Below are 20329 nucleotides of genomic sequence, written 5' to 3'. Positions count from 1 at the left end.
CAAAACCCTACAGCTTCGAGGAAAACCATATGCGTTTGAAACCGTTAGTGACCGCGCTCTGTGCTGGCGCGCTGCTTGCCGCAACGCCGTTTGTGCAGGCAAAAGATCTGAAGTCCATCGGCGTGACGGTGGGCGACCTGGCCAACCCGTTCTTCGTGCAGATCACCAAAGGTGCCGAGCTGGAAGCGCGCAAGCTGGCAGGCGATAACGTCAAGGTGACGCTGGTCTCCAGCGGTTACGATCTGGGCCAGCAGGTGGCGCAGATCGATAACTTCATTGCCGCGAAGGTGGACATGATCATCCTCAACGCTGCGGATTCCAAAGGGATCGGCCCGGCGGTGAAGCGCGCGAAGGACGCCGGGATCGTGGTCGTTGCGGTTGACGTGGCGGCGGAAGGGGCGGATGCGACCATCACCTCCGATAACACCCAGGCGGGCGAAATGGCCTGTAAGTACATTACCGATCGCCTGAAAGGCAAAGGCAACGTGGTGATCATCAACGGACCGCCGGTCTCTGCGGTGCAAAACCGCGTGGAAGGCTGTCAGACGGAATTCAAAAAACATCCGGATATCAAGGTGCTCTCGGATAACCAAAACGCCAAGGGCAGTCGTGAAGGCGGTCTGGAAGTCATGACCTCCCTGCTGGCGGCCAATCCGAAGATCGACGGCGTGTTTGCGATTAACGATCCGACGGCGATTGGTGCCGATCTGGCCGCGAAGCAGGCTCAGCGCAACGAGTTCTTTATCGTCGGCGTGGATGGTTCCCCGGACGGTGAGGAAGCGCTGAAGCGGGAAAACTCCCTGTTTGTCGCGACCCCGGCGCAGGATCCGCAGGTGATGGCGGCAAAAGCGGTGGAGATCGGCTATGACATTCTACAGGGCAAACCTGCGCCAAAAGCGCCGGTGCTGATCCCGGTGACGATGATCGATAAAAAGAACGTCGGCACGTATAAGGGCTGGACGGTTAAATGATCCTTTTCCCTCTCCCGCAGGGAGAGGGAACTGTTTTCAAGGAGTCCCCATGAAACGCTCCGACATCAATGAAATTCTCGGCCACACGCGACAGTTCTTTTCCATGCACGACGTGCATCTCCCGCCGTTTGCCAGCTTCCCGCCCACAAAATGGCAGCAGCTTGACCAGGCCGCCTGGCAGGAAGTGTTCGACCTCAAGCTCGGCTGGGACGTGACGGCGTTCGGCGGCAACAGCTTTGCCGCTGAGGGCCTGACGCTGTTTACCCTGCGCAACGGTTCGCCCAACGGCGTGCCTTATGAAAAGTGCTATGCCGAAAAAATTATGCACGTGCGCGACGGTCAGGTGACGCCGATGCATTTTCACTGGCGCAAGCGGGAAGACATCATCAACCGGGGCGGCGGGAATCTGATTATTGAGTTATGGAATGCCGGGGCGCATGAAGAGACGGAAAACACCGACGTGACGGTCACCGTCGACGGCTGTCGCCAGACCCACGCGCCCGGCAGCCAGCTGCGCCTCATGCCAGGGGAAAGCATCTGTCTGACACCCACTCTGTACCACAGCTTCTGGGGCGAACGCGGCTTCGGCGACGTGCTGGTTGGGGAGGTGTCATCGGTAAACGACGACGAGCACGACAACCACTTTTTGCAGCCCGTTGCCCGCTATAACAACATCGAAGAAGACGAACCGGCGCTGCTGGTGCTGTGCAACGAGTACAACCTGTTTCGGATATAAGGAGTAAATGATGCCATTGATCTCTCTTGCCGACGGTCTGGAGCACGCCAGGGCGCATCGCTACGCGCTGGGCGCGTTTAACGTGCTCGACTCCCACTTCCTGCGCGCGCTGTTCGCCGCCGCGAAGCAGGAACGCTCGCCGTTTATTATCAACATCGCCGAAGTGCATTTTAAGTACGTGTCTCTGGATTCGCTTGTCGAAGCGGTGAAGTTCGAGGCCGCCCGTCACGATATTCCCGTGGTGCTCAACCTCGACCACGGCCTGCATTTCGAGGCGGTGGTGCGCGCCCTGCGCTTAGGGTTCAGCTCGGTGATGTTTGACGGCTCTACGCTAAGCTATGAGGAGAACATTCGCCAGACGCGGGAGGTGGTGAAGATGTGCCACGCGGTCGGCGTGTCGGTGGAAGCGGAGCTGGGCGCGGTCGGTGGTGATGAAGGCGGCGCGCTGTACGGGCATGCGGATGAAGCGTTCTTTACCGACCCGCAGCTGGCGCGAGAATTTGTCGATTCAACCGGCATTGACGCGCTGGCAGTTGCCATCGGCAACGCGCACGGCAAATACAAGGGCGAGCCGAAACTCGATTTCCCACGCCTGGACGCCATTCGCCAGCAGACGGGGCTGCCGCTGGTTTTACACGGCGGCTCCGGGATTAGCGATGCCGACTTCCGCCGCGCCATCGAGCTGGGCATCCATAAAATCAACTTCTATACCGGCATGTCGCAGGCCGCGCTCGCCGCCGTTGAGCAGCGCATGGCGAACCGCCAGCCGCTTTACGATGAGTTTGCCGAACTGCTGCTGGGGATAGAAGAGGCGATTACCGATACGGTCGCCGAACAGATGCGCATCTTCGGCAGCGCGGGGCAGGCATAATGGAACGCAAAGGCATCATCGCCGCAGGCAACATGCTGGTGGATCACGTGCATCAGATCGTGCAGTGGCCGGAGCGCGGCTGGCTGGCGGAAATCACCCACAGCGAACGCTCAACCGGCGGCGCGCCGCTCAACGTGCTGCTGACGCTGGCAAAAATGCACGTTGGCCTGCCGCTGCAGGCGGTGGGGCTGATTGGTGAAGATGCCGACGGGGACTACATTCTGGCGATGCTCGACCAGTACCACGTCAACCGCCAGCGCGTGCAGCGCACCACCGTTGCCCCGACCTCCATGTCGCAGGTCATGACCGATCCCAGCGGACAGCGCACCTTCTTCCACTCGCCGGGCGCCAACCGCCTGCTGGATCTTCCCGCCTTCGATCGCTTAGACGGATCGATGAAGATCTTCCATCTCGGCTACCTGCTGCTGCTCGACAGCCTGGATATGCCCGATGACGAGTTTGGCACCCGCAGCGCGCGCCTGCTGGCGCAGATGCGCGACCAGGGGTATGAAACGTCGCTCGATCTGGTGTCCCGCAAGGGCGACCCGCGCTATCAGCCGCTGGTGCTCCCTGCCCTGCGCCATCTGGATTATCTGGTGATTAACGAGCTGGAAGCCGGAGAGTTTAGCGGCCTGGAGATGCGCGACGCCGACGATGCGCTGAATATCTCCCATATCGCCGATGCCGCGACGCAGCTGCTGGCGGCAGGCGTGCGTCAGCGGGTGGTGATCCACTGTCCGGAAGGCGCATGGGGCGAAGCGCCGGGTGAGCAAGGCCGCTGGATCCCATCATGGTTGCTGGAGCAGAAAGAGATTGTCGGCAGCGTTGGCGCGGGCGATGCGTTTTGCGCGGGGTTTTTATACGGTTGCCACGAATCGCTCCCGCTCACGGAGAGCATTTATCTGGCGCACGCCTGCGCGCGGGCCAGCCTGCTGGCCGCCAACGCGATTGACGGCGCAAAAACGCTGGAAGAGCTGAAAACGTATCTTGAGGATAATTCAGCCCCTACCTGAATTAAGGGTAAAGGGAAATATAACTCTATCGTAAATCACCCTGCAAGCGGCGCTATATCTCTGCTGCAATATATATGCGTAAAATTTAAGCTGATCAATTATCAACCATTCGTATTAATCATATTTAAAGTTTAAGCCGTATCTGCCGTTTTTCCTTGCGTTATCCATTGGTCATGTTCACTTACCCTTAAGATGAATATACACCAGGATAACAACATTAATTTACCATAAGGAAAAACCATGAAGCATAGAATTATGCTGCTAACGGCATTGTTATTCTCCGGCATAACACATGCCGCAGTAACTGAATTAAGTGACACGCAACTATCGCAAATTAATGGTAAAGGAAACGGCCTTGTTACTAACCCATTGTTCCCAATACCTAAACCAACAACCCCAACCAACCCTTGGGCTGGGATAAAGTTTCCGAAATACTCAAGTCTGACGTTGACCGACTCCGGCAGCATAAAAAAACCTCTTGAAGGGTTTGATACCATCACCGGAACAAATTTTGTTGGCATGCACTATATGAATATGATTCATAACTTCGGCGTCGATGAAGATAGTCGAAATTACGTATTGCACAGCCAGGACTTCGTCAACGGCCCGACAACGATTACCGATACCGGCGATGGAAAAAAATACTCGGTCGTTGGTGATGTGTGGCGCTACGCGCGCAGTACTGAAGGCCGTTTCGAAGCAGCGAAATCATCGGTTGTTGAAGAGTATTATCGTGTCGTGAACACCGATGGGACCTTATCGAACCAGGCACTGCGCTGGACAAAATGGAACCGCGACATCAACATGACAAAGTGGTGATTTAAATGATGTCGAGAGTGGCTGGCGTCGTTGCGCCATTTATATTTGTTACGATTGCGCATGCTGACATTCTCAGACTGAACAACGGAGACAATATCACTGGAGATATTGTCTCCTTTAAAGATGGTGTGTGTGTGTTCAGCACGCCCTATGGTTCAAGTCTGCGGATCAGCGCTGATCAAATAAAAACGATAGACACCGATAAGCAGTATGCAGTGACGTTTAAAAATGGTGACAGAATCACGGGGTTCCTTAAATCAGATAGCAATCATTCAGCATCCATTGTGCGAAAGGATAACGCGTATCCCATTTCCTTCCCGGATGTGACCCATTTCGACGTCGTCAGAAAAGATAATATTCGAATAGCTAACATAGAAAAAAAGCAGGAGGAGTATAGCGCGCCCATTAGTTATCTTTCCGACTATACGGTTCTGCTTAATCACGGGGAAACTGACGTTGATTTCGGTTTCAAATACCGCACATGGAAATCCATGTCCTCATTGCCGCAGCAGGGGCCTTATCAAGTTTCCAGTTATTCGATTAAAAAGCTTTATTTTTATGTTTCGCCAAAATTCGGTATTACCGACAGGCTTAGCGTCTGGTTAAACGTACCCTGGACCTACACAAAAATCGAAGATGTTTCGAGTAATGCCTGGACCCGGGATACCTCTCAGGGCCATATCGGCGACATATCGGCCGGTATCCAGTATCTGCTACTGAAAGAGAACAATGATCATCCATCCGTGACGGGCTCACTTGCCGTCAATACGCCGACCGGGCGCAAAAAATACGTCTCCGACCTGGACGCCTGGAAGCAGCCGCTCAATAACAGCGAAGGCTACTGGAGCCTGACGCCATCCCTGACGTTTGTGCGGATTACGGATCCCGTAACCTTTTTTGGCGGTATCTCATACGAAAAAACGTTTGAGACCAGTAAAGGTGGGGAGCGAATTAAAGCTGGCGATACCGCATCGGCATTCCTGGGCACCGGTTTCGCTCTCAATAATGTCAGTTCGTTGGGCAGCAGATTTACCTATAGCTGGTCAGATAATATGAAATACGAAGGGCGCACCATGAAAGGCACCAGCCAGGAGTCTGAATCGCTTGCATTTTATTTCTCTTATCTGCTATCACCGCGTTTCAATATTACGCCTGAAGTCTCCTTCCCACTGGAGACAACGGGTTCAACGTTCGGCGTCAGCATGACAAGGAACTTCTGATGAAATGGTCAGCGGCATGTTTGTTATTACTGGCCTGTCATGCGCAGGCCTATAACGCAACCATGAAAGGCTGGATGCGCTTGCGTACAGACGGGATTGTTCGCCAGACGACCGATTTTTCATGCGGGCCAGCAGCGCTGTCGCTCCTGCTCAATACCCGCTTTTCGCTAGAGATAAGAGAGATAGATATCATCTCAGATATTATCTATCGCGCTGAGCCTGGGACAGAAGCGGAGAAACTGCAAACAGGTTTTTCCCTTCTCGATCTAAAAAATGCGGCTCAGCGTATGGGTTTTCAGGCAAAAGGCCTCCGATATGACGTTAATGAACCACTGACGATTGACCAACCCATGATCATCCCCCTGGAAGGGGAAAAGTATTCGCATTTTGTGGTGATCACCGCCATTCATAATGACACTGCAGAAATTCTCGACCCGGAAACAGGACGAAAATCGATACCATTGTGGCGTCTAAAATCAGAGTGGAAAGGTTACGCATTGAAAACGGAGGCACTGATAAAACCTTAGTATTACGCTGCTTTCTCGCTATGGGAAACATCGGTGGCAAACACGTAACCCAGCCCACGAATGGTTTTGATGAGCGCTGGCTGATGCGGGTTAGCCTCAATCTTCCGGCGCAGGCGCATGATCAGCACGTCAATCGTGCGGTCGAACACGTCCGCGCTTTCGCTGTGGGTCAGCTCAAGCAGCCTGTCACGGCTCAGCACCCGACGGGCATTTTGCGTAAGCGCCAGCAGCAAGCCGTACTCGCCCTGGGTTAAGGGGACAGGGTTACGCTGCGGATCGCTCAGCTCACAGCGGGTGGTATCAAGCGTCCATCCGTTAAAAACAATGCCCGCTACGGGCGCTGCGGGGACTTCCGCCGCCAGCACGCCCGTACGGCGCAATACCGCTTTAACGCGGGCGACCACCACGCGCGGGTTGAACGGTTTGCCAATATAATCGTCGGCCCCCATCTCCAGCCCCACCACCACGTCTGACTCACTGCCCAGCCCGGTTAACATGATCACCGGTAGCGCCGGGCGCTGCTTTTGCAGCTGCAGCAAAACCTGTAAGCCGTTGATATCCGGCAGCATCATATCCAGCAGCACCAGCGCGATATTCGGCTCCTGCTGTACCTTCCGCAGTGCATCCTGGCCGTTATGGCAGGCAAGCACGCTAAAGACGTGCTCGCTCAGCACGTCCTGAAGCAGTTCGCAGACTGCCGTATCGTCATCAACCACCAGGATCGCCGGTTTCATCGTATGCTTCCGTCAGGGGATTATGTTAAGTCTGAACCATTCTGCCGTCGGCTCCAGTCAAATGGTTTTTTCAGTGACGGAAATTCAACCCATGTCACATCCGCTGCCCTGTCGACACGTCAATTTTGACGATTGGCTGCTTTTTGTCAGGGTTTTCACCGCGAAGGGACCGTAAAGTCAGAGTATACCCATACAAAAAACATGGCATAGAAGCTGCATAGTAGGTGCGAATGATTCGATTAACTGGAGCAGACTGATGAAAAAAGTCGTCACGGTTTGCCCTTATTGTGCCTCAGGTTGCAAGATCCACCTGGTGGTCGATAACGGCAAAATCGTCCGGGCGGAGGCCGCACAGGGGAAAACCAACCAGGGCACGCTATGCCTGAAAGGTTACTACGGCTGGGATTTTATTAACGATACCCAAATCCTCACCCCGCGCCTGAAAACCCCTATGATCCGCCGCGAGCGCGGCGGCAAGCTGGAAGCCGTCTCCTGGAGCGAGGCGCTGGATTACGTCGCCACGCGTCTGAGCGCCATCAAGGCCAAGTATGGCCCGGATGCAATTCAGACCACCGGCTCCTCACGCGGGACGGGGAATGAAACCAACTATGTGATGCAAAAATTCGCGCGCGCCGTTATTGGAACCAATAACGTCGACTGCTGCGCTCGCGTCTGACACGGCCCATCGGTTGCAGGTCTGCACCAGTCGGTCGGTAACGGCGCAATGAGTAATGCCATCAACGAGATAGATAACACCGATCTCGTCTTCATCTTTGGCTATAACCCGGCGGATTCTCACCCTATCGTCGCGAACCACGTTATTCGCGCTAAGCAGAACGGGGCGAAAATCATCGTCTGCGATCCGCGCAAAATTGAAACCGCGCGCATTGCGGATATGCACATCGCGTTGAAAAACGGCTCGAACATCGCGCTGTTGAACGCAATGGGGCACGTCATTATTGAGGAGAATCTGTACGACCAGGCGTTTGTCGCGACCCGTACGGAAGGTTTTGAAGAGTATCGGAAAATTGTCGAAGGCTATACGCCAGAGTCGGTGGAAACAATCACCGGCGTCAGCGCGCAGGAGATCCGCCAGGCGGCACGGATGTATGCCGGGGCGAAAACCGCCGCCATCCTGTGGGGAATGGGCGTGACCCAGTTCTATCAGGGTGTGGAAACCGTGCGTTCTCTGACCAGCCTCGCGATGTTGACCGGCAATCTGGGTAAAGCGCACGTCGGCGTCAACCCGGTGCGTGGGCAGAATAACGTCCAGGGCGCCTGCGATATGGGCGCGCTGCCGGACACCTATCCGGGCTACCAGTACGTGAAGTTCCCGGAAAACCGCGAGAAATTCGCGAAGGCCTGGGGCGTGGAAAGCCTGCCGGAACACACCGGATATCGCATCAGCGAGCTGCCGCACCGCGCGGCGCACGGCGAGGTGCGTGCGGCCTACATCATGGGTGAAGATCCGCTTCAGACCGACGCCGAGCTGTCTGCGGTGCGCAAAGGGTTTGAGGATCTGGAGCTGGTGATTGTCCAGGATATCTTCATGACCAAAACCGCGGCGGCGGCGGATGTGATTTTACCGTCGACCTCCTGGGGCGAGCATGAAGGCGTCTACACGGCGGCGGACCGCGGCTTCCAGCGCTTCTTTAAGGCGGTCGAGCCGAAGTGGGATCTTAAAACCGACTGGCAGATCATCAGCGAAATCGCCACCCGCATGGGCTACCCGATGCACTACAACAACACTCAGGAGATCTGGGACGAGCTGCGCAGTCTGTGTCCGGACTTTTATGGGGCAACCTATGAAAAAATGGGTGAGCTGGGATACATCCAGTGGCCGTGTCGGGATGAGTCCGAAGCCGACCAGGGGACGTCATACCTCTTTAAAGAGAAGTTCGACACCCCGAACGGGCTGGCGCAGTTCTTCACCTGCGACTGGGTCGCGCCGATCGATAAGCTCACCGACGAGTATCCGATGGTGCTCTCCACCGTGCGTGAAGTGGGCCACTACTCCTGTCGTTCGATGACGGGTAACTGCGCCGCGCTGGCGGCGCTGGCGGACGAACCGGGCTACGCGCAAATCAACACCGCCGACGCAGCGCGCCTCGGCATTGAGGATGAAGCGCTGGTGTGGGTGAACTCGCGCAAAGGCCGGATCATTACCCGTGCGCAGGTCAGCGATCGTCCGAACAAAGGGGCGGTCTATATGACCTACCAGTGGTGGATTGGCGCCTGTAACGAGCTGGTCACGGAGAACTTAAGCCCGATAACCAAAACGCCGGAGTATAAATACTGTGCCGTACGCGTGGAGCCGATTGCGGATCAGCACGCTGCAGAACAGCATGTCATCGACGAATATAACAAGCTGAAAGCCCGACTGCGCGAAAGCGCAATGGGTTGAAGCCGTTAATTCATCAGTGAATAAAGGGAGTGAGATATTCACTCCCTTTTTATTTGCGATTAACTCATCAAATATATCAATTATTATTCTGGAAAGCGGCTCGCAGAAATAATGTAATTTTCGCGAAAAAGAATTACATCTTTGCATTTTAATTCAGAGGGATAAGATGTGCGGCGGGTGCTTAAGACTTTCTGTCTTGAGCATTGTTGAGGGACAGAAAGTAGAAAGCCCCGGGAAATTTTCATTTACCCGAGGCTACTCCCTCAACTCCGACAAGTTGAGAGTAGCCTCTTATTCTTTTTTTGACAAGGAGTAAAAGGCATGACGCCATTAAAAACTGCGTTAGGCATTGTCTTTATTATTTGCCTGACGATAGTGATCTTTACCTTTATTACTCGAGGTAAGTTATGCGAGTTTTCAATAAAGGGTGAACATCAGGAGGTGGCGGCAAAATTAGCCTGTAACGCAGGCTAACCTCTACGGGCGGAACCAAGGTTCCGCCCGGCTTGCAGGATGCTGAGGTCTTAATGCACCCATTTTTTTCTTCTGTCGCCGCGATTATACTGCGCGGCGTGTACCCCGATGATAAGAACCCATGAAACATATTTTTCTGTTGTTGTTACTTTTTACATCGCTTGTCCGTGCCGACGAGATTGGCAGCCAGTACAAAGAACAGGCTGAAGCGGGTGACGCCCGTGCCCAGTATTATTTGGCCGACACATACTTTAGCTCCGGTGACAGCAAGCAGGCTGCGCTGTGGGCCGAGAAAGCCGCTAAAGGTGGCGATGTCGACGCCATGGGGCTGCTCTCGCAAATCCTCTTTACCCAGGGAAATTATGCGCAAGCTAAGGCGCTGGCGCAGCAGGCAACCATCGCGGGCAGCAAACGCGGCGCGATCATGCTGGCGCGCGTGCTGGTCAACACTCAGGCAGGTAAAACTGACTATCCTCAGGCCATCAAACTGCTGCAAACGGCGGCCGAAGATATCGACAACGACTCTGCGGTAGATGCGCAAATGCTGCTGGGGCTGATTTATGCCAACGGCGTTGAAGTGGCCCAGGACGACGTGCAGGCCGCCTCGTGGTTCAAGCGGAGCTCGGCACTTTCACGCACGGGATACGCCGAGTACTGGGCAGGGATGTTGTTCAGGCAGGGTGAGAAAGGCTTTATCACGCCCAATAAACAGAAAGCGCTGTACTGGTTGAACCTGAGCTGTACTGAAGGGTTTGATACCGGATGCGAAGAGTTTGATGCGCTGAGCGGAGAGTAAAGTGCCGGGTGGCGGCTTCGCCTTACCCGGCCTACAAAACCCGTAGGCCCGGTAAGCGCAGCGCCACCGGGCTTAGGATGTTACTGGTCGGCCGTCTTATCAAAACGACCCAGCACCTCGCGTTCATACGCCAGCGCTTTTTTACGATCGAATTTGTGTTCCCACTTGGCGATAACCAGCACCGCCAGGGCATTCCCCACCACGTTCAGCGCCGTACGCGCCATGTCGAGGATACGGTCCACACCGGCGATAAACGCCAGACCTTCCAGCGGAATACCGACGCTGCCAAGCGTCGCCAGCAGCACCACGAAGGAGACGCCCGGAACGCCTGCAATACCTTTGGACGTCACCATCAGCGTCAGCACCAGCACGATCTCCTGCCACAGCGACAGGTCAATGCCGTACAGCTGCGCAATAAAGATAGCGGCGATGCTCTGGTACAGCGTCGAACCGTCCAGGTTAAAGGAGTAGCCGGTCGGTACCACGAAGCTGGTAATAGAGGCAGGCGCGCCGTAGGCTTCCATCTTCTCAATGATGCGCGGCAGCACGCTCTCAGAACTTGCCGTGGAGTACGCCAGAATCAGCTCATCTTTCAGGATGCGAATCAGGATCCAGATGCTCAGCCCGCACAGGCGCGCCACGATCCCCAGCACCACCAGCGCAAAGAACAGAATGGCGAAGTGAACCAGGAGCACCAGCTTCGCCAGCGGCCACAGGGAGGCAAAACCGAAGTTCGCCACGGTCACCGCGATAAGCGCAAACACCCCTACCGGCGCGTAACGCATCACCATGTGGGTCACTTTGAACATGGTTTCGGAGATAGAGCGGAACACGGTCACCAGCGGCTCACGGTGCGTCGCCGGCAGAGAAGAGAGCCCCAGACCAAACAGCACCGAGAAGAAGATGATGGGCAGCATCTCGCCCTTCGCCATCGACGCCACGATGTTGGTCGGCACCAGCGACAGGATAGTGCCCATCAGGCCATGCGCATGGCTCTGCACGTCAGCGGTCGTACTTTGGTATTTCGAAATATCCACCGTGGCCAGCTGCGACATATCGATCCCGGACCCCGGCTGGAACACGTTCGCCAGCGTGATACCGAGGATAATCGCAACCGTAGTGATCACTTCGAAATAGATAATGGTTTTCGCACCAATACGGCCTAACTGTTTCGCATCGCCGACGCCCGCAATACCGACCACCAGCGTCGAGATCACAATCGGCACCACAATCATCTTGATCAGATGAATAAAGATATCCCCTGCCGGAGAGAGCAGGTTCGCAATCAGCCATTCGCGGCTGTCGCTATGATAGTGGAGGTAACTGCCCAGCAAGATGCCCAGCACAAGGGCGATTAAGATCTGCCAGGCAAGGCTGACTTTAACGTTTTTCATAGAAACTGACTTCCTCAATGAAGCGCCTTATTCATTCAAACTGCATGAACAGGGAGACATACTGAAAGGGTATGAATTGTGTTGCGTTGGTTTATGGGATTTTTTAACGCGGCGTATGAGTATCATTTGCGCGACCAGTTGCGCAAGCCTTAAAGAACGACGCGTTCCACTCACAAAAGCGACGATGACGGGAGTTTGTTCTAATTCTGATAAATAACCTTTTGTTATAAAAACGCTTTTTTAAACATAAATGTGAATAATCGTCAGCATCAATTATTTTCCTTCAAAGTTTCATTCGCTCATTTTTCATACTCTTCAAACAATGCGTGATCTGTAGCCCAAATAATAAACAAAGCTTGTAAAGCCCCTACAATTAACGTTTTTGCGACATATTATTAACATCTTACAAGGAGAAAAAAAGCCATGAGCCAAATACATAAACACGACATTCCCGCAAATATTGCGGACCGTTGCCTGATCACCCCGGAGCAGTACCACGAGAAATATCAGCAATCTATCACCGCCCCGGACACCTTCTGGGGTGAGCAGGGCCATATCCTTGACTGGATCAAACCTTATCAGAAGGTGAAGAACACCTCCTTTGCGCCCGGCAATGTCTCCATTAAATGGTATGAAGATGGCACCCTGAACCTGGCGGCGAACTGCCTCGATCGTCACCTCGCCGAGCGCGGGAATGAGACGGCCATCATCTGGGAAGGCGATGACGCCTCGCAAAGCAAGCATATTACGTACAAAGAGCTGCACCGCGACGTGTGCCGCTTCGCCAACGTCCTGCTGGAAAAGGGCATTAAAAAAGGCGATGTGGTCGCTATCTATATGCCGATGGTGCCTGAAGCGGCGGTGGCCATGCTGGCCTGCGCGCGTATCGGCGCGATCCACTCGGTGATTTTCGGCGGGTTCTCGCCAGAGGCGGTTGCGGGCCGTATTGTCGATTCCAGTTCAAAACTGGTGATCACCGCCGATGAAGGCGTGCGCGCAGGGCGCGGTATCCCACTGAAGAAAAACGTCGACGAAGCGCTGAAAAACCCGAACGTCAAAACGGTCAGCAACGTCATCGTCCTTAAGCGTACCGGCGGCAAAATCGACTGGAACGAGGGGCGCGACCTGTGGTGGAGCGACCTGATCGAGAACGCGAGCGACCAGCATCAACCGGAAGAGATGAACGCAGAAGATCCGCTGTTCATTCTTTATACCTCCGGCTCCACCGGTAAGCCGAAAGGCGTGCTGCACACCACCGGCGGCTATCTGGTCTATGCGGCCACCACCTTCAAATACGTCTTCGACTACCATCCGGGCGACATCTACTGGTGTACCGCCGACGTGGGCTGGGTTACCGGACACAGCTATCTGCTGTACGGCCCGCTGGCCTGTGGCGCAACAACGCTGATGTTTGAGGGCGTACCAAACTGGCCGACCCCGGCGCGTATGTGTCAGGTGGTCGACAAACACCAGGTCAACATTCTCTACACCGCGCCAACGGCGATCCGCGCATTAATGGCGGAAGGCGATAAAGCCATCGAAGGCACTGACCGCTCTTCATTGCGCATCCTGGGTTCCGTGGGTGAGCCAATCAACCCGGAAGCCTGGGAGTGGTACTGGAAGAAAATCGGCAACGAGAAATGCCCGGTGATGGACACCTGGTGGCAGACCGAAACCGGCGGCTTCATGATCACCCCGATGCCGGGCGCCACGCAGCTGAAGGCCGGTTCCGCAACCCGTCCGTTCTTCGGCGTGCAGCCTGCGCTGGTGGATAACGAAGGCAACCCGCTGGAAGGCGCCACCGAAGGCAACCTGGTGATCACTGACTCCTGGCCGGGTCAGGCGCGTACCCTGTTCGGCGATCACGATCGCTTCGAGCAGACCTACTTCTCGACTTTTAAAAACATGTACTTCAGCGGCGACGGCGCGCGTCGTGACGAAGATGGCTATTACTGGATAACCGGGCGCGTGGACGACGTGCTGAACGTCTCCGGCCACCGTCTGGGCACCGCTGAGATTGAATCGGCGCTGGTTTCGCATCCGAAGATTGCCGAAGCGGCGGTTGTGGGCATTCCGCACAACATCAAAGGCCAGGCGATTTACGCCTATGTCACCCTGAACCACGGCGAAGAGCCGTCGCCAGAGCTTTACGCTGAGGTGCGCAACTGGGTGCGTAAAGAGATTGGCCCGCTGGCGACGCCGGACGTGCTGCACTGGACCGACTCGCTGCCGAAAACCCGCTCCGGCAAAATTATGCGTCGTATCTTGCGCAAAATCGCAGCAGGAGACACCAGCAACCTCGGTGATACCTCAACGCTCGCGGATCCTGGCGTGGTGGAAAAACTGCTCGAAGAGAAGCAGGCCATCGCGATGCCTTCCTAGTGTTTTCTCCCTCTCCCCGTGGGAGAGGGCCGGGGTGAGGGCATCAGACCGCACCTTCCTCCCCTCACCCTAACCCTCTCCCCAAAGGGGAGAGGGGACTAAAAACAAACCTACCTTACCTTTGGAGACTCTGTGATGAATAACGATATTTGTCAGCAGATAGAGAATAGTGCGCACTACAGGGAGCTCGTCGATAAGCGGCAACGGTTTGCCTTCATCCTTTCCATCATCATGCTGGTTATCTACGTCGGCTTTATTCTGCTGATCGCCTTTGCCCCGCACTGGCTGGGCACCCCGCTGCACGAGGGGACCAGCGTGACGCGCGGTATTCCGATTGGCATTGGCGTGATTGTGATTTCATTCTTGCTGACCGGCGTCTACGTCTGGCGCGCGAACGGTGAATTCGATCGACTTAATAAAGCGGTACTGCAAGAGGTAAAAGCATCATGAAGAGAGTTCTGACGGCGCTCGCCGCCACGCTTCCCTTTGCCGCCCACGCGGCGGATGCCATTACCGGCGAGGTCCAGCGCCAGCCAACCAACTGGCAGGCCATTGTGATGTTCCTGATTTTCGTCCTGCTGACGCTGTACATCACCTACTGGGCGTCGAAACGCGTGCGCTCCCGTAACGATTACTACACCGCTGGCGGCAACATTACCGGCTTCCAGAACGGGCTGGCAATTGCGGGTGACTTTATGTCCGCCGCCTCTTTCCTCGGGATCTCCGCGCTGGTCTACACCTCCGGCTATGACGGCCTGATCTACTCCCTCGGCTTCCTCGTCGGCTGGCCGATCATCCTGTTCCTGATTGCCGAACGCTTGCGCAACCTGGGACGCTACACCTTCGCTGACGTGGCATCCTATCGCCTGAAGCAGGGGCCGATTCGCACCCTCTCCGCCTGCGGTTCGCTGGTGGTGGTGGCGCTGTACCTGATTGCGCAGATGGTGGGCGCGGGTAAATTGATCGAACTGCTGTTCGGCCTGAACTACCACATCGCGGTGGTGCTGGTTGGCGTGCTGATGGTGATGTACGTCCTGTTCGGCGGCATGCTGGCAACCACCTGGGTGCAGATCATCAAAGCGGTATTGCTGCTGTTCGGCGCCAGCTTTATGGCCTTTATGGTGATGAAGCACGTCGGGTTCAGCTTCAATAACCTGTTCACCGAAGCGATGGCAGTCCACCCGAAAGGGGAAGCGATCATGAGCCCGGGCGGGCTGGTGAAAGACCCGATATCCGCGCTCTCGCTCGGTCTCGGCCTGATGTTCGGTACCGCGGGCCTGCCGCATATCCTGATGCGTTTCTTTACCGTGAGCGATGCGCGTGAAGCGCGCAAGAGCGTCTTTTACGCCACCGGTTTCATGGGTTACTTCTACATCCTGACCTTTATCATCGGGTTTGGCGCGATCATGCTGGTGGGGGCGAACCCGGCGTTTAAAGACGCGGCGGGCGCGCTGATTGGCGGTAACAACATGGCGGCGGTGCACCTGGCAGACGCGGTGGGCGGTAACCTGTTCCTCGGCTTTATCTCCGCCGTGGCCTTCGCCACGATTCTTGCGGTGGTTGCAGGGCTGACGCTGGCAGGCGCGTCTGCGGTGTCGCATGACCTCTACGCCAACGTCTTCCGCAAAGGCGCGAGCGAGCGCGACGAGCTGAAGGTCTCGAAAATCACCGTGCTGGTGCTGGGCGTGGTGGCGATTCTGTTAGGCATTCTGTTCGAGAAGCAGAACATCGCCTTTATGGTGGGGCTGGCCTTCTCGATTGCGGCAAGCTGTAACTTCCCGATCATCCTGCTTTCCATGTACTGGTCGAAGCTGACCACCCGTGGCGCGATGATTGGCGGCTGGCTGGGGCTGCTGACGGCGGTGATCCTGATGATTCTGGGCCCGACCATCTGGGTGCAGATCCTCGGTCACGCAAGCGCTATCTTCCCTTATGAATACCCGGCGCTGTTCTCGATCGCCGTGGCGTTTATCGGCATCTGGTTCTTCTCGGCCACCGACAATTCGCCGGAGGGTAACCTGGAGCGTGAGAAATTCCGCGCCCAGTTTATCCGTTCTCAAACCGGCCTGGGCGTTGAACAGGGCCGCGCGCATTAAGCCTTTCTCCCCGGTCATTCTGGCCGGGGAGCTTAAAACATCACCCACGCCACCAGCGGCGCAATCAGCACCATTACCACGCCCGAAAGCATCATCACCAGGCTCGCGACAACGCCCTCCTGCTGCCCCAGCTCATACGAACGTGCCGTGCCCGCCCCGTGCGACGCCGCGCCAAACCCCGCGCCTTTCGCCATCCCTTCACGGATCGACAGGCGCAGGAACAACATATCGCCGACCGCCATACCGAACACACCCGTCACGACAACAAACAGCGCCACCAAATCCGGTTGCCCGCCGAGCGGTTTAGCGGCCGCCAGCGCAAACGGCGTGGTTACCGAACGCACGGCCAGGCTGCGCTGAATTTCATCGGGCAGCGTAAACAGCCGCGCCAGCCAGACGGAGCTACACACCGCGACCACCGTGGCGGTGATGACGCCCGCGCTGAGCGACATCCAGTGGCGTTTGATAATCGCCAGGTTGTCGTAAACGGGGACGGCAAAAGCGATGGTCGCCGGGCCGAGCAGCCACAGCAGCCAGTGGGATTCGCCAATGTAGTTCTGCCAGGAGATGTGGCCGAAGACCAGCATCAGCACCAGCAGGATCGGCGTGAAGACCAGCGGCATCAGCGGCAGGGCATGGAAACGACGATAGAGCCGCTTGTTGGCAAAGTAGATCGCCAGCGTCGCAATCAGGCACAAGACGCTGATCTGAAAATTAGTCATGTTTGTGCCTGCTGATTTCAAAGCGATACACTTTATCCACCACCCAGGCGGTCGCCCCCAGCACCATCAGCGTACTCAGCGCGATAACCGCAAAGATTCGCCAGCCGTCCACCATCAGCAGCTGCGCATAGTTCACCACCGCCACCACCGCCGGAACAAAGAACAGCAGCATCTCCGCCAGCAGCCAGCGCGCCCCGGCGCGCACCCAGTTAAGGGGGATCACGCGGCACAGAATAAGCGTCAGCATCAGCAGCATCCCGACAAGATTGGCGGGCAGCGGCAGATGCAGCCAGCCGACAAGATATTCCGCGAAAACAAACAGTCCCGCGTAGAGCAGTACCTGCACCGGGACCTGGAGTCGTTGCACAACGGCAGGCGTAACACGGCTTAACGCCACGGCCATGGGGGTTTTCCTCAAAAATGAGACGAGGCGCCAGTATAGAGAGCGCACGGTATGGACTGAAATGAATTAAAATCATCAAAGGTATAGTTTCGAGGAATAATCATGGACATAAGAACGCTGCGCTATTTTGTCGAAGTGGTTCGTCAGCAAAGTTTTACCCGCGCAGCGGAGAAGTTGTTTGTTACCCAGCCCACCATCAGCAAGATGCTGAAAAACCTCGAAGATGAACTGAACTGTACCCTGCTGATCCGCGACGGGCGCAAGCTGCTGCTGACCGACACCGGACGCGTGGTGTTCGAACGCGGGCTGGCGATTCTGGCGGAATTTCGCCAGCTGGAAGCGGAGCTGGGCGATATCAATCATTTGAAGAAAGGTGTGCTTCGCCTCGGCATTCCGCCAATGGTGGGGATGATGATGGCCGGGCCGATCAGCCTGTTTCGCCAGCGTTATCCCGGCGTTGAGCTGAAGATTTCGGAGTTTGGTGGGTTAACCGTCCAGCAGGCCGTTACCAACGGCGAGCTCGACGTGGCAATGACCGCCCTTCCCGTTGAGGAAGAGAGCGGTCTGGCGACGCTTCCGCTCTTTAGCCACCCGCTGTGCGTGCTGGTTCCCCGCTCCGGCGACTGGCTGAAGTTAGACTCGGTGAGACCTGAACTGCTCGGCGAGCACCCTCTGCTGATCTACAACGAAGACTTCGCTCTCAGCCGCCAGCTGATGACGCTGTTTAACCAGCATAACGTCAAGCCGCGCATAGCGGTGCGCAGCGGACAGTGGGATTTCCTGGCGGCGATGGTGCAGGCCGGCGTGGGGATTGCCATCCTGCCGCAGCCGATTTGCGAGCGTCTGGATAAAAACACGCTGCGCTGGATCCCGCTGGAGAGCGACCTGCACTGGCAGCTGGGGATGATCTGGCGTGAAGGGGTGTATTTATCGCAGAGCGCGCAGGCGTGGCTGCAGTGTTGTGAGGGGTTTTGGGTGCAGTCTGAATAGTGCCGGGTGGCGGCTTCGCCTTACCCGGCCTACGGTTCGAAGGTAGGCCCGGTAAGCGCAGCGCCACCGGGCAAAAACAGCGCTACTGATTCTCTATCAACAGCGCTTCCAGCAGGTCCAGATCGTGCAGCAGCTTTTGCAGCGTTTCGTTGCTGATCTGCCGCGTGGCGCGCAGATGGTACAGCTCGGCGCGCTCTGAGCGCAGCGCCGCCAGGCGGAACCGGCGCTCCAGGTTTTCCTCCTGCAGCGAGCTTTCCACATCGTTACGCCCGTCCGCGCGGCGGCGCAGGTTACCAATAACGCGGGAACTGACCTCCGTCAGCAGCTGATTGTCGATGTTCTCTTCCGCATCCGCGGCCAGACGCTCTTCCATCTTCTGAATCGCGACAATTGCCACTTCGGCGGTGGCCGCCCGCGCAATACGCTCCTCTTTATGCTGCTGGGTCGAATCACCGGCATCAATATGCTGGAGTAAAATCGGCAGCATAATCACGCCGACAAACAGGGAGAACAGAATCACGCCCGCCGCCAGGAAGACCAGCTCGTAGCGCGCCGGGAAGACGTCGCCCGTGGGCAGCAGCAGCGGAATGGAGAGTACACCGGCAAGGGTGATCGCCCCGCGTACGCCCGCAAAAGAGGCGATCAGCAGCTCACGCGTTGTCCACGAGCCGAACTCCATCGGCTTTTTCTTCAGGAAACGTACGCTGAAGTTTTTCATCGTCCACAGCCAGCCGAAACGCACCAGCATCAGCGCCATGTAGATCAGCACGATGTCGGTAAACAGCATCCAGACCTCAACGTTCGGATCGGCTTCGGCCGCCACCAGCGAGGATTCCATAATGCCCGGCAGCTGCAGGCCCAACAGCAGGAACACCATGCCGTTAAAGACAAATTCCAGCATGGCCCAGGTGCTGTTTGCACGCAGGCGCATGGCCAGCGGCGCGCGGCGCATTACGCCGGAACGGGTAATGGTCATCCCCGCCGCAACCGCTGCCAGAATGCCCGACACGCCGATATGTTCGGCAATCAGATAAGAGGCAAACGGCAGCAGGAACAGCAGTACGATCTGCGTTGCGGGCTCATCGCCGCCCCAGCGGCTGAGGAAGCGCAATGAGCGGCCGTACAGCCAGCTCACCACGAAGCCTGCGAGAATACCGCCAATCGCCACCTTGAAGAATTCCAGCGTCGCGCCGCCGACGGTAAAGACCATCGTGCCCATCGCAACGGCCACGGCAAACTTCAGGGCAACCAGGCCGGAGGCGTCATTCATCAGCGCCTCACCCTGTAAAATCCCCATGATTTTCTTCGGAATTCGGCCTTCACCCACAATGCCGGACAGCGCCACGGCATCGGTTGGCGACAGCACGGCGGCCAACGCGAAAGCCGGTATTAATGGAATACCCGGTACCGCCCAGTAGATCAGAAAACCAATCCCGACGACGGTAACCACCACCAGCGCCAGCGCCAGGCCGAAGATCTCGCGCCCGTGCTCAAGGAATTCGCGCGTGGGCGTTTTCCAGCCATCGGCAAACAGCAGCGGCGGGATAAACAGCACGAGGAACAGTTCGGGGTCAAATTCCACGTGCAGGCCAAACGTCGGCCACGCCAGCAGCGCGCCGATGGCAATTTGCATTAATGGCAGGGGGACCTGAAAGGGCAGTACGCGTGTAACCACCCCGGATAGCGAGACCACAAGGGTCATGATGAGTATTGTGAAGAAGATTTCCATGCGTTCCCTGTTTGCTGTGTTGCTTATGTACTCCGGAAGGCGTCGTGC

The 20329-nt window shown here is 56.4% G+C and carries 19 protein-coding genes; 14 read left to right on the top strand and 5 right to left on the bottom strand.

The window, feature by feature from the left end:
* The first annotated feature begins 29 nt into the window (after positions 1–29).
* The 7 genes from ACMGGX_RS11515 (at position 30) to ACMGGX_RS11485 (ending at position 6157) form a co-directional block, all read left to right on the top strand.
* Positions 30–971, top strand: coding sequence for an ABC transporter substrate-binding protein (locus ACMGGX_RS11515; protein ID WP_045143063.1), 942 nt, complete (start codon positions 30–32; stop codon positions 969–971).
* Between the two features lie 49 nt (positions 972–1020).
* Positions 1021–1707 carry a D-lyxose/D-mannose family sugar isomerase gene (locus tag ACMGGX_RS11510; RefSeq protein ID WP_047653084.1) on the top strand — a complete coding sequence of 229 codons (687 nt, stop codon included), beginning with the start codon at positions 1021–1023 and terminating at the stop codon, positions 1705–1707.
* A 10-nt stretch (positions 1708–1717) separates the two neighbouring features.
* On the top strand, positions 1718–2578 hold the full coding sequence (locus ACMGGX_RS11505; RefSeq protein WP_023310075.1) for a ketose 1,6-bisphosphate aldolase: 861 nt from the start codon (positions 1718–1720) through the stop codon (positions 2576–2578).
* Positions 2578–3591 carry a carbohydrate kinase family protein gene (locus ACMGGX_RS11500; protein WP_420298378.1) on the top strand — a complete coding sequence of 338 codons (1014 nt, stop codon included), beginning with the start codon at positions 2578–2580 and terminating at the stop codon, positions 3589–3591. Before ACMGGX_RS11505 ends, ACMGGX_RS11500 begins: the two co-directional genes overlap by 1 nt.
* A 240-nt stretch (positions 3592–3831) precedes the next feature.
* Positions 3832–4410, top strand: coding sequence for a hypothetical protein (locus ACMGGX_RS11495; RefSeq protein ID WP_202772721.1), 579 nt, complete (start codon positions 3832–3834; stop codon positions 4408–4410).
* 17 nt (positions 4411–4427) lie between these two features.
* The gene (locus tag ACMGGX_RS11490) at positions 4428–5630 is read left to right on the top strand and encodes a transporter (protein ID WP_420298377.1); all 1203 of its coding nucleotides are present in this window, start codon (positions 4428–4430) and stop codon (positions 5628–5630) included.
* A complete protein-coding gene (locus ACMGGX_RS11485; protein WP_181594218.1) occupies positions 5630–6157 on the top strand; it encodes a C39 family peptidase in 528 nt (175 codons plus the stop codon). Before ACMGGX_RS11490 ends, ACMGGX_RS11485 begins: the two co-directional genes overlap by 1 nt.
* A 2-nt stretch (positions 6158–6159) precedes the next feature.
* On the opposite strand, the gene ACMGGX_RS11480 is transcribed toward ACMGGX_RS11485, so the two are convergent.
* Positions 6160–6891, bottom strand: a complete 732-nt coding sequence (locus ACMGGX_RS11480; protein WP_420298376.1) for a response regulator — start codon at positions 6889–6891, stop codon at positions 6160–6162.
* A gap of 256 nt (positions 6892–7147) precedes the next feature.
* Here ACMGGX_RS11480 and fdhF point away from each other — a divergent pair, with 256 nt between their 5' ends.
* From fdhF to ACMGGX_RS11465, 3 genes are all read left to right on the top strand, one after another.
* Positions 7148–9295 carry a formate dehydrogenase subunit alpha gene (gene fdhF / locus ACMGGX_RS11475; protein WP_420298375.1) on the top strand — a complete coding sequence of 716 codons (2148 nt, stop codon included), beginning with the start codon at positions 7148–7150 and terminating at the stop codon, positions 9293–9295.
* A 321-nt stretch (positions 9296–9616) separates the two neighbouring features.
* The gene (locus ACMGGX_RS11470; protein ID WP_032644722.1) at positions 9617–9769 is read left to right on the top strand and encodes a Hok/Gef family protein; all 153 of its coding nucleotides are present in this window, start codon (positions 9617–9619) and stop codon (positions 9767–9769) included.
* 121 nt (positions 9770–9890) lie between these two features.
* The gene (locus tag ACMGGX_RS11465) at positions 9891–10565 is read left to right on the top strand and encodes a tetratricopeptide repeat protein (RefSeq protein WP_029740746.1); all 675 of its coding nucleotides are present in this window, start codon (positions 9891–9893) and stop codon (positions 10563–10565) included.
* Positions 10566–10645: 80 nt separating this feature from the next.
* On the opposite strand, the gene gltP is transcribed toward ACMGGX_RS11465, so the two are convergent.
* Positions 10646–11959, bottom strand: coding sequence for a glutamate/aspartate:proton symporter GltP (gltP, locus tag ACMGGX_RS11460; RefSeq protein ID WP_023310067.1), 1314 nt, complete (start codon positions 11957–11959; stop codon positions 10646–10648).
* Positions 11960–12382: 423 nt separating this feature from the next.
* On the opposite strand from gltP, the gene acs reads away from it, so the two are divergent.
* The 3 genes from acs to actP all read left to right on the top strand — a co-directional run bounded on the left by acs (position 12383) and on the right by actP (position 16437).
* A complete protein-coding gene (gene acs, locus ACMGGX_RS11455; RefSeq protein WP_023310066.1) occupies positions 12383–14341 on the top strand; it encodes an acetate--CoA ligase in 1959 nt (652 codons plus the stop codon).
* A gap of 135 nt (positions 14342–14476) precedes the next feature.
* Entirely contained in the window at positions 14477–14791 is a 315-nt protein-coding gene (locus ACMGGX_RS11450) for a DUF485 domain-containing protein (protein WP_023310065.1), read from the top strand.
* On the top strand, positions 14788–16437 hold the full coding sequence (gene actP / locus ACMGGX_RS11445) for a cation/acetate symporter ActP (RefSeq protein ID WP_032662568.1): 1650 nt from the start codon (positions 14788–14790) through the stop codon (positions 16435–16437). Before ACMGGX_RS11450 ends, actP begins: the two co-directional genes overlap by 4 nt.
* Positions 16438–16469: 32 nt before the next feature.
* Here actP and ACMGGX_RS11440 read toward each other — a convergent pair whose 3' ends face one another.
* Together ACMGGX_RS11440 and ACMGGX_RS11435 are read right to left on the bottom strand one after the other, a co-directional pair.
* On the bottom strand, positions 16470–17159 hold the full coding sequence (locus tag ACMGGX_RS11440) for an LrgB family protein (protein ID WP_023310063.1): 690 nt from the start codon (positions 17157–17159) through the stop codon (positions 16470–16472).
* The gene (locus ACMGGX_RS11435) at positions 17152–17562 is read right to left on the bottom strand and encodes a CidA/LrgA family protein (RefSeq protein WP_021242769.1); all 411 of its coding nucleotides are present in this window, start codon (positions 17560–17562) and stop codon (positions 17152–17154) included. Before ACMGGX_RS11435 ends, ACMGGX_RS11440 begins: the two co-directional genes overlap by 8 nt.
* Positions 17563–17664: 102 nt before the next feature.
* On the opposite strand from ACMGGX_RS11435, the gene ACMGGX_RS11430 reads away from it, so the two are divergent.
* Entirely contained in the window at positions 17665–18552 is an 888-nt protein-coding gene (locus tag ACMGGX_RS11430; RefSeq protein WP_182382920.1) for a LysR family transcriptional regulator, read from the top strand.
* Positions 18553–18634: 82 nt separating this feature from the next.
* Here the strand turns inward: ACMGGX_RS11430 and ACMGGX_RS11425 are convergent, their stop codons facing one another.
* Positions 18635–20281: a Na+/H+ antiporter gene (locus ACMGGX_RS11425; protein ID WP_023310060.1), complete on the bottom strand. Its 1647-nt coding sequence runs from the start codon at positions 20279–20281 to the stop codon at positions 18635–18637.
* Positions 20282–20329 lie beyond the last annotated feature (48 nt).

This window comes from Enterobacter sp. BNK-29 (genome assembly GCF_048684785.1).
GTDB lineage: Bacteria > Pseudomonadota > Gammaproteobacteria > Enterobacterales > Enterobacteriaceae > Enterobacter > Enterobacter cloacae_M.
This window is presented reverse-complemented; position numbering and strand designations above follow the sequence as displayed.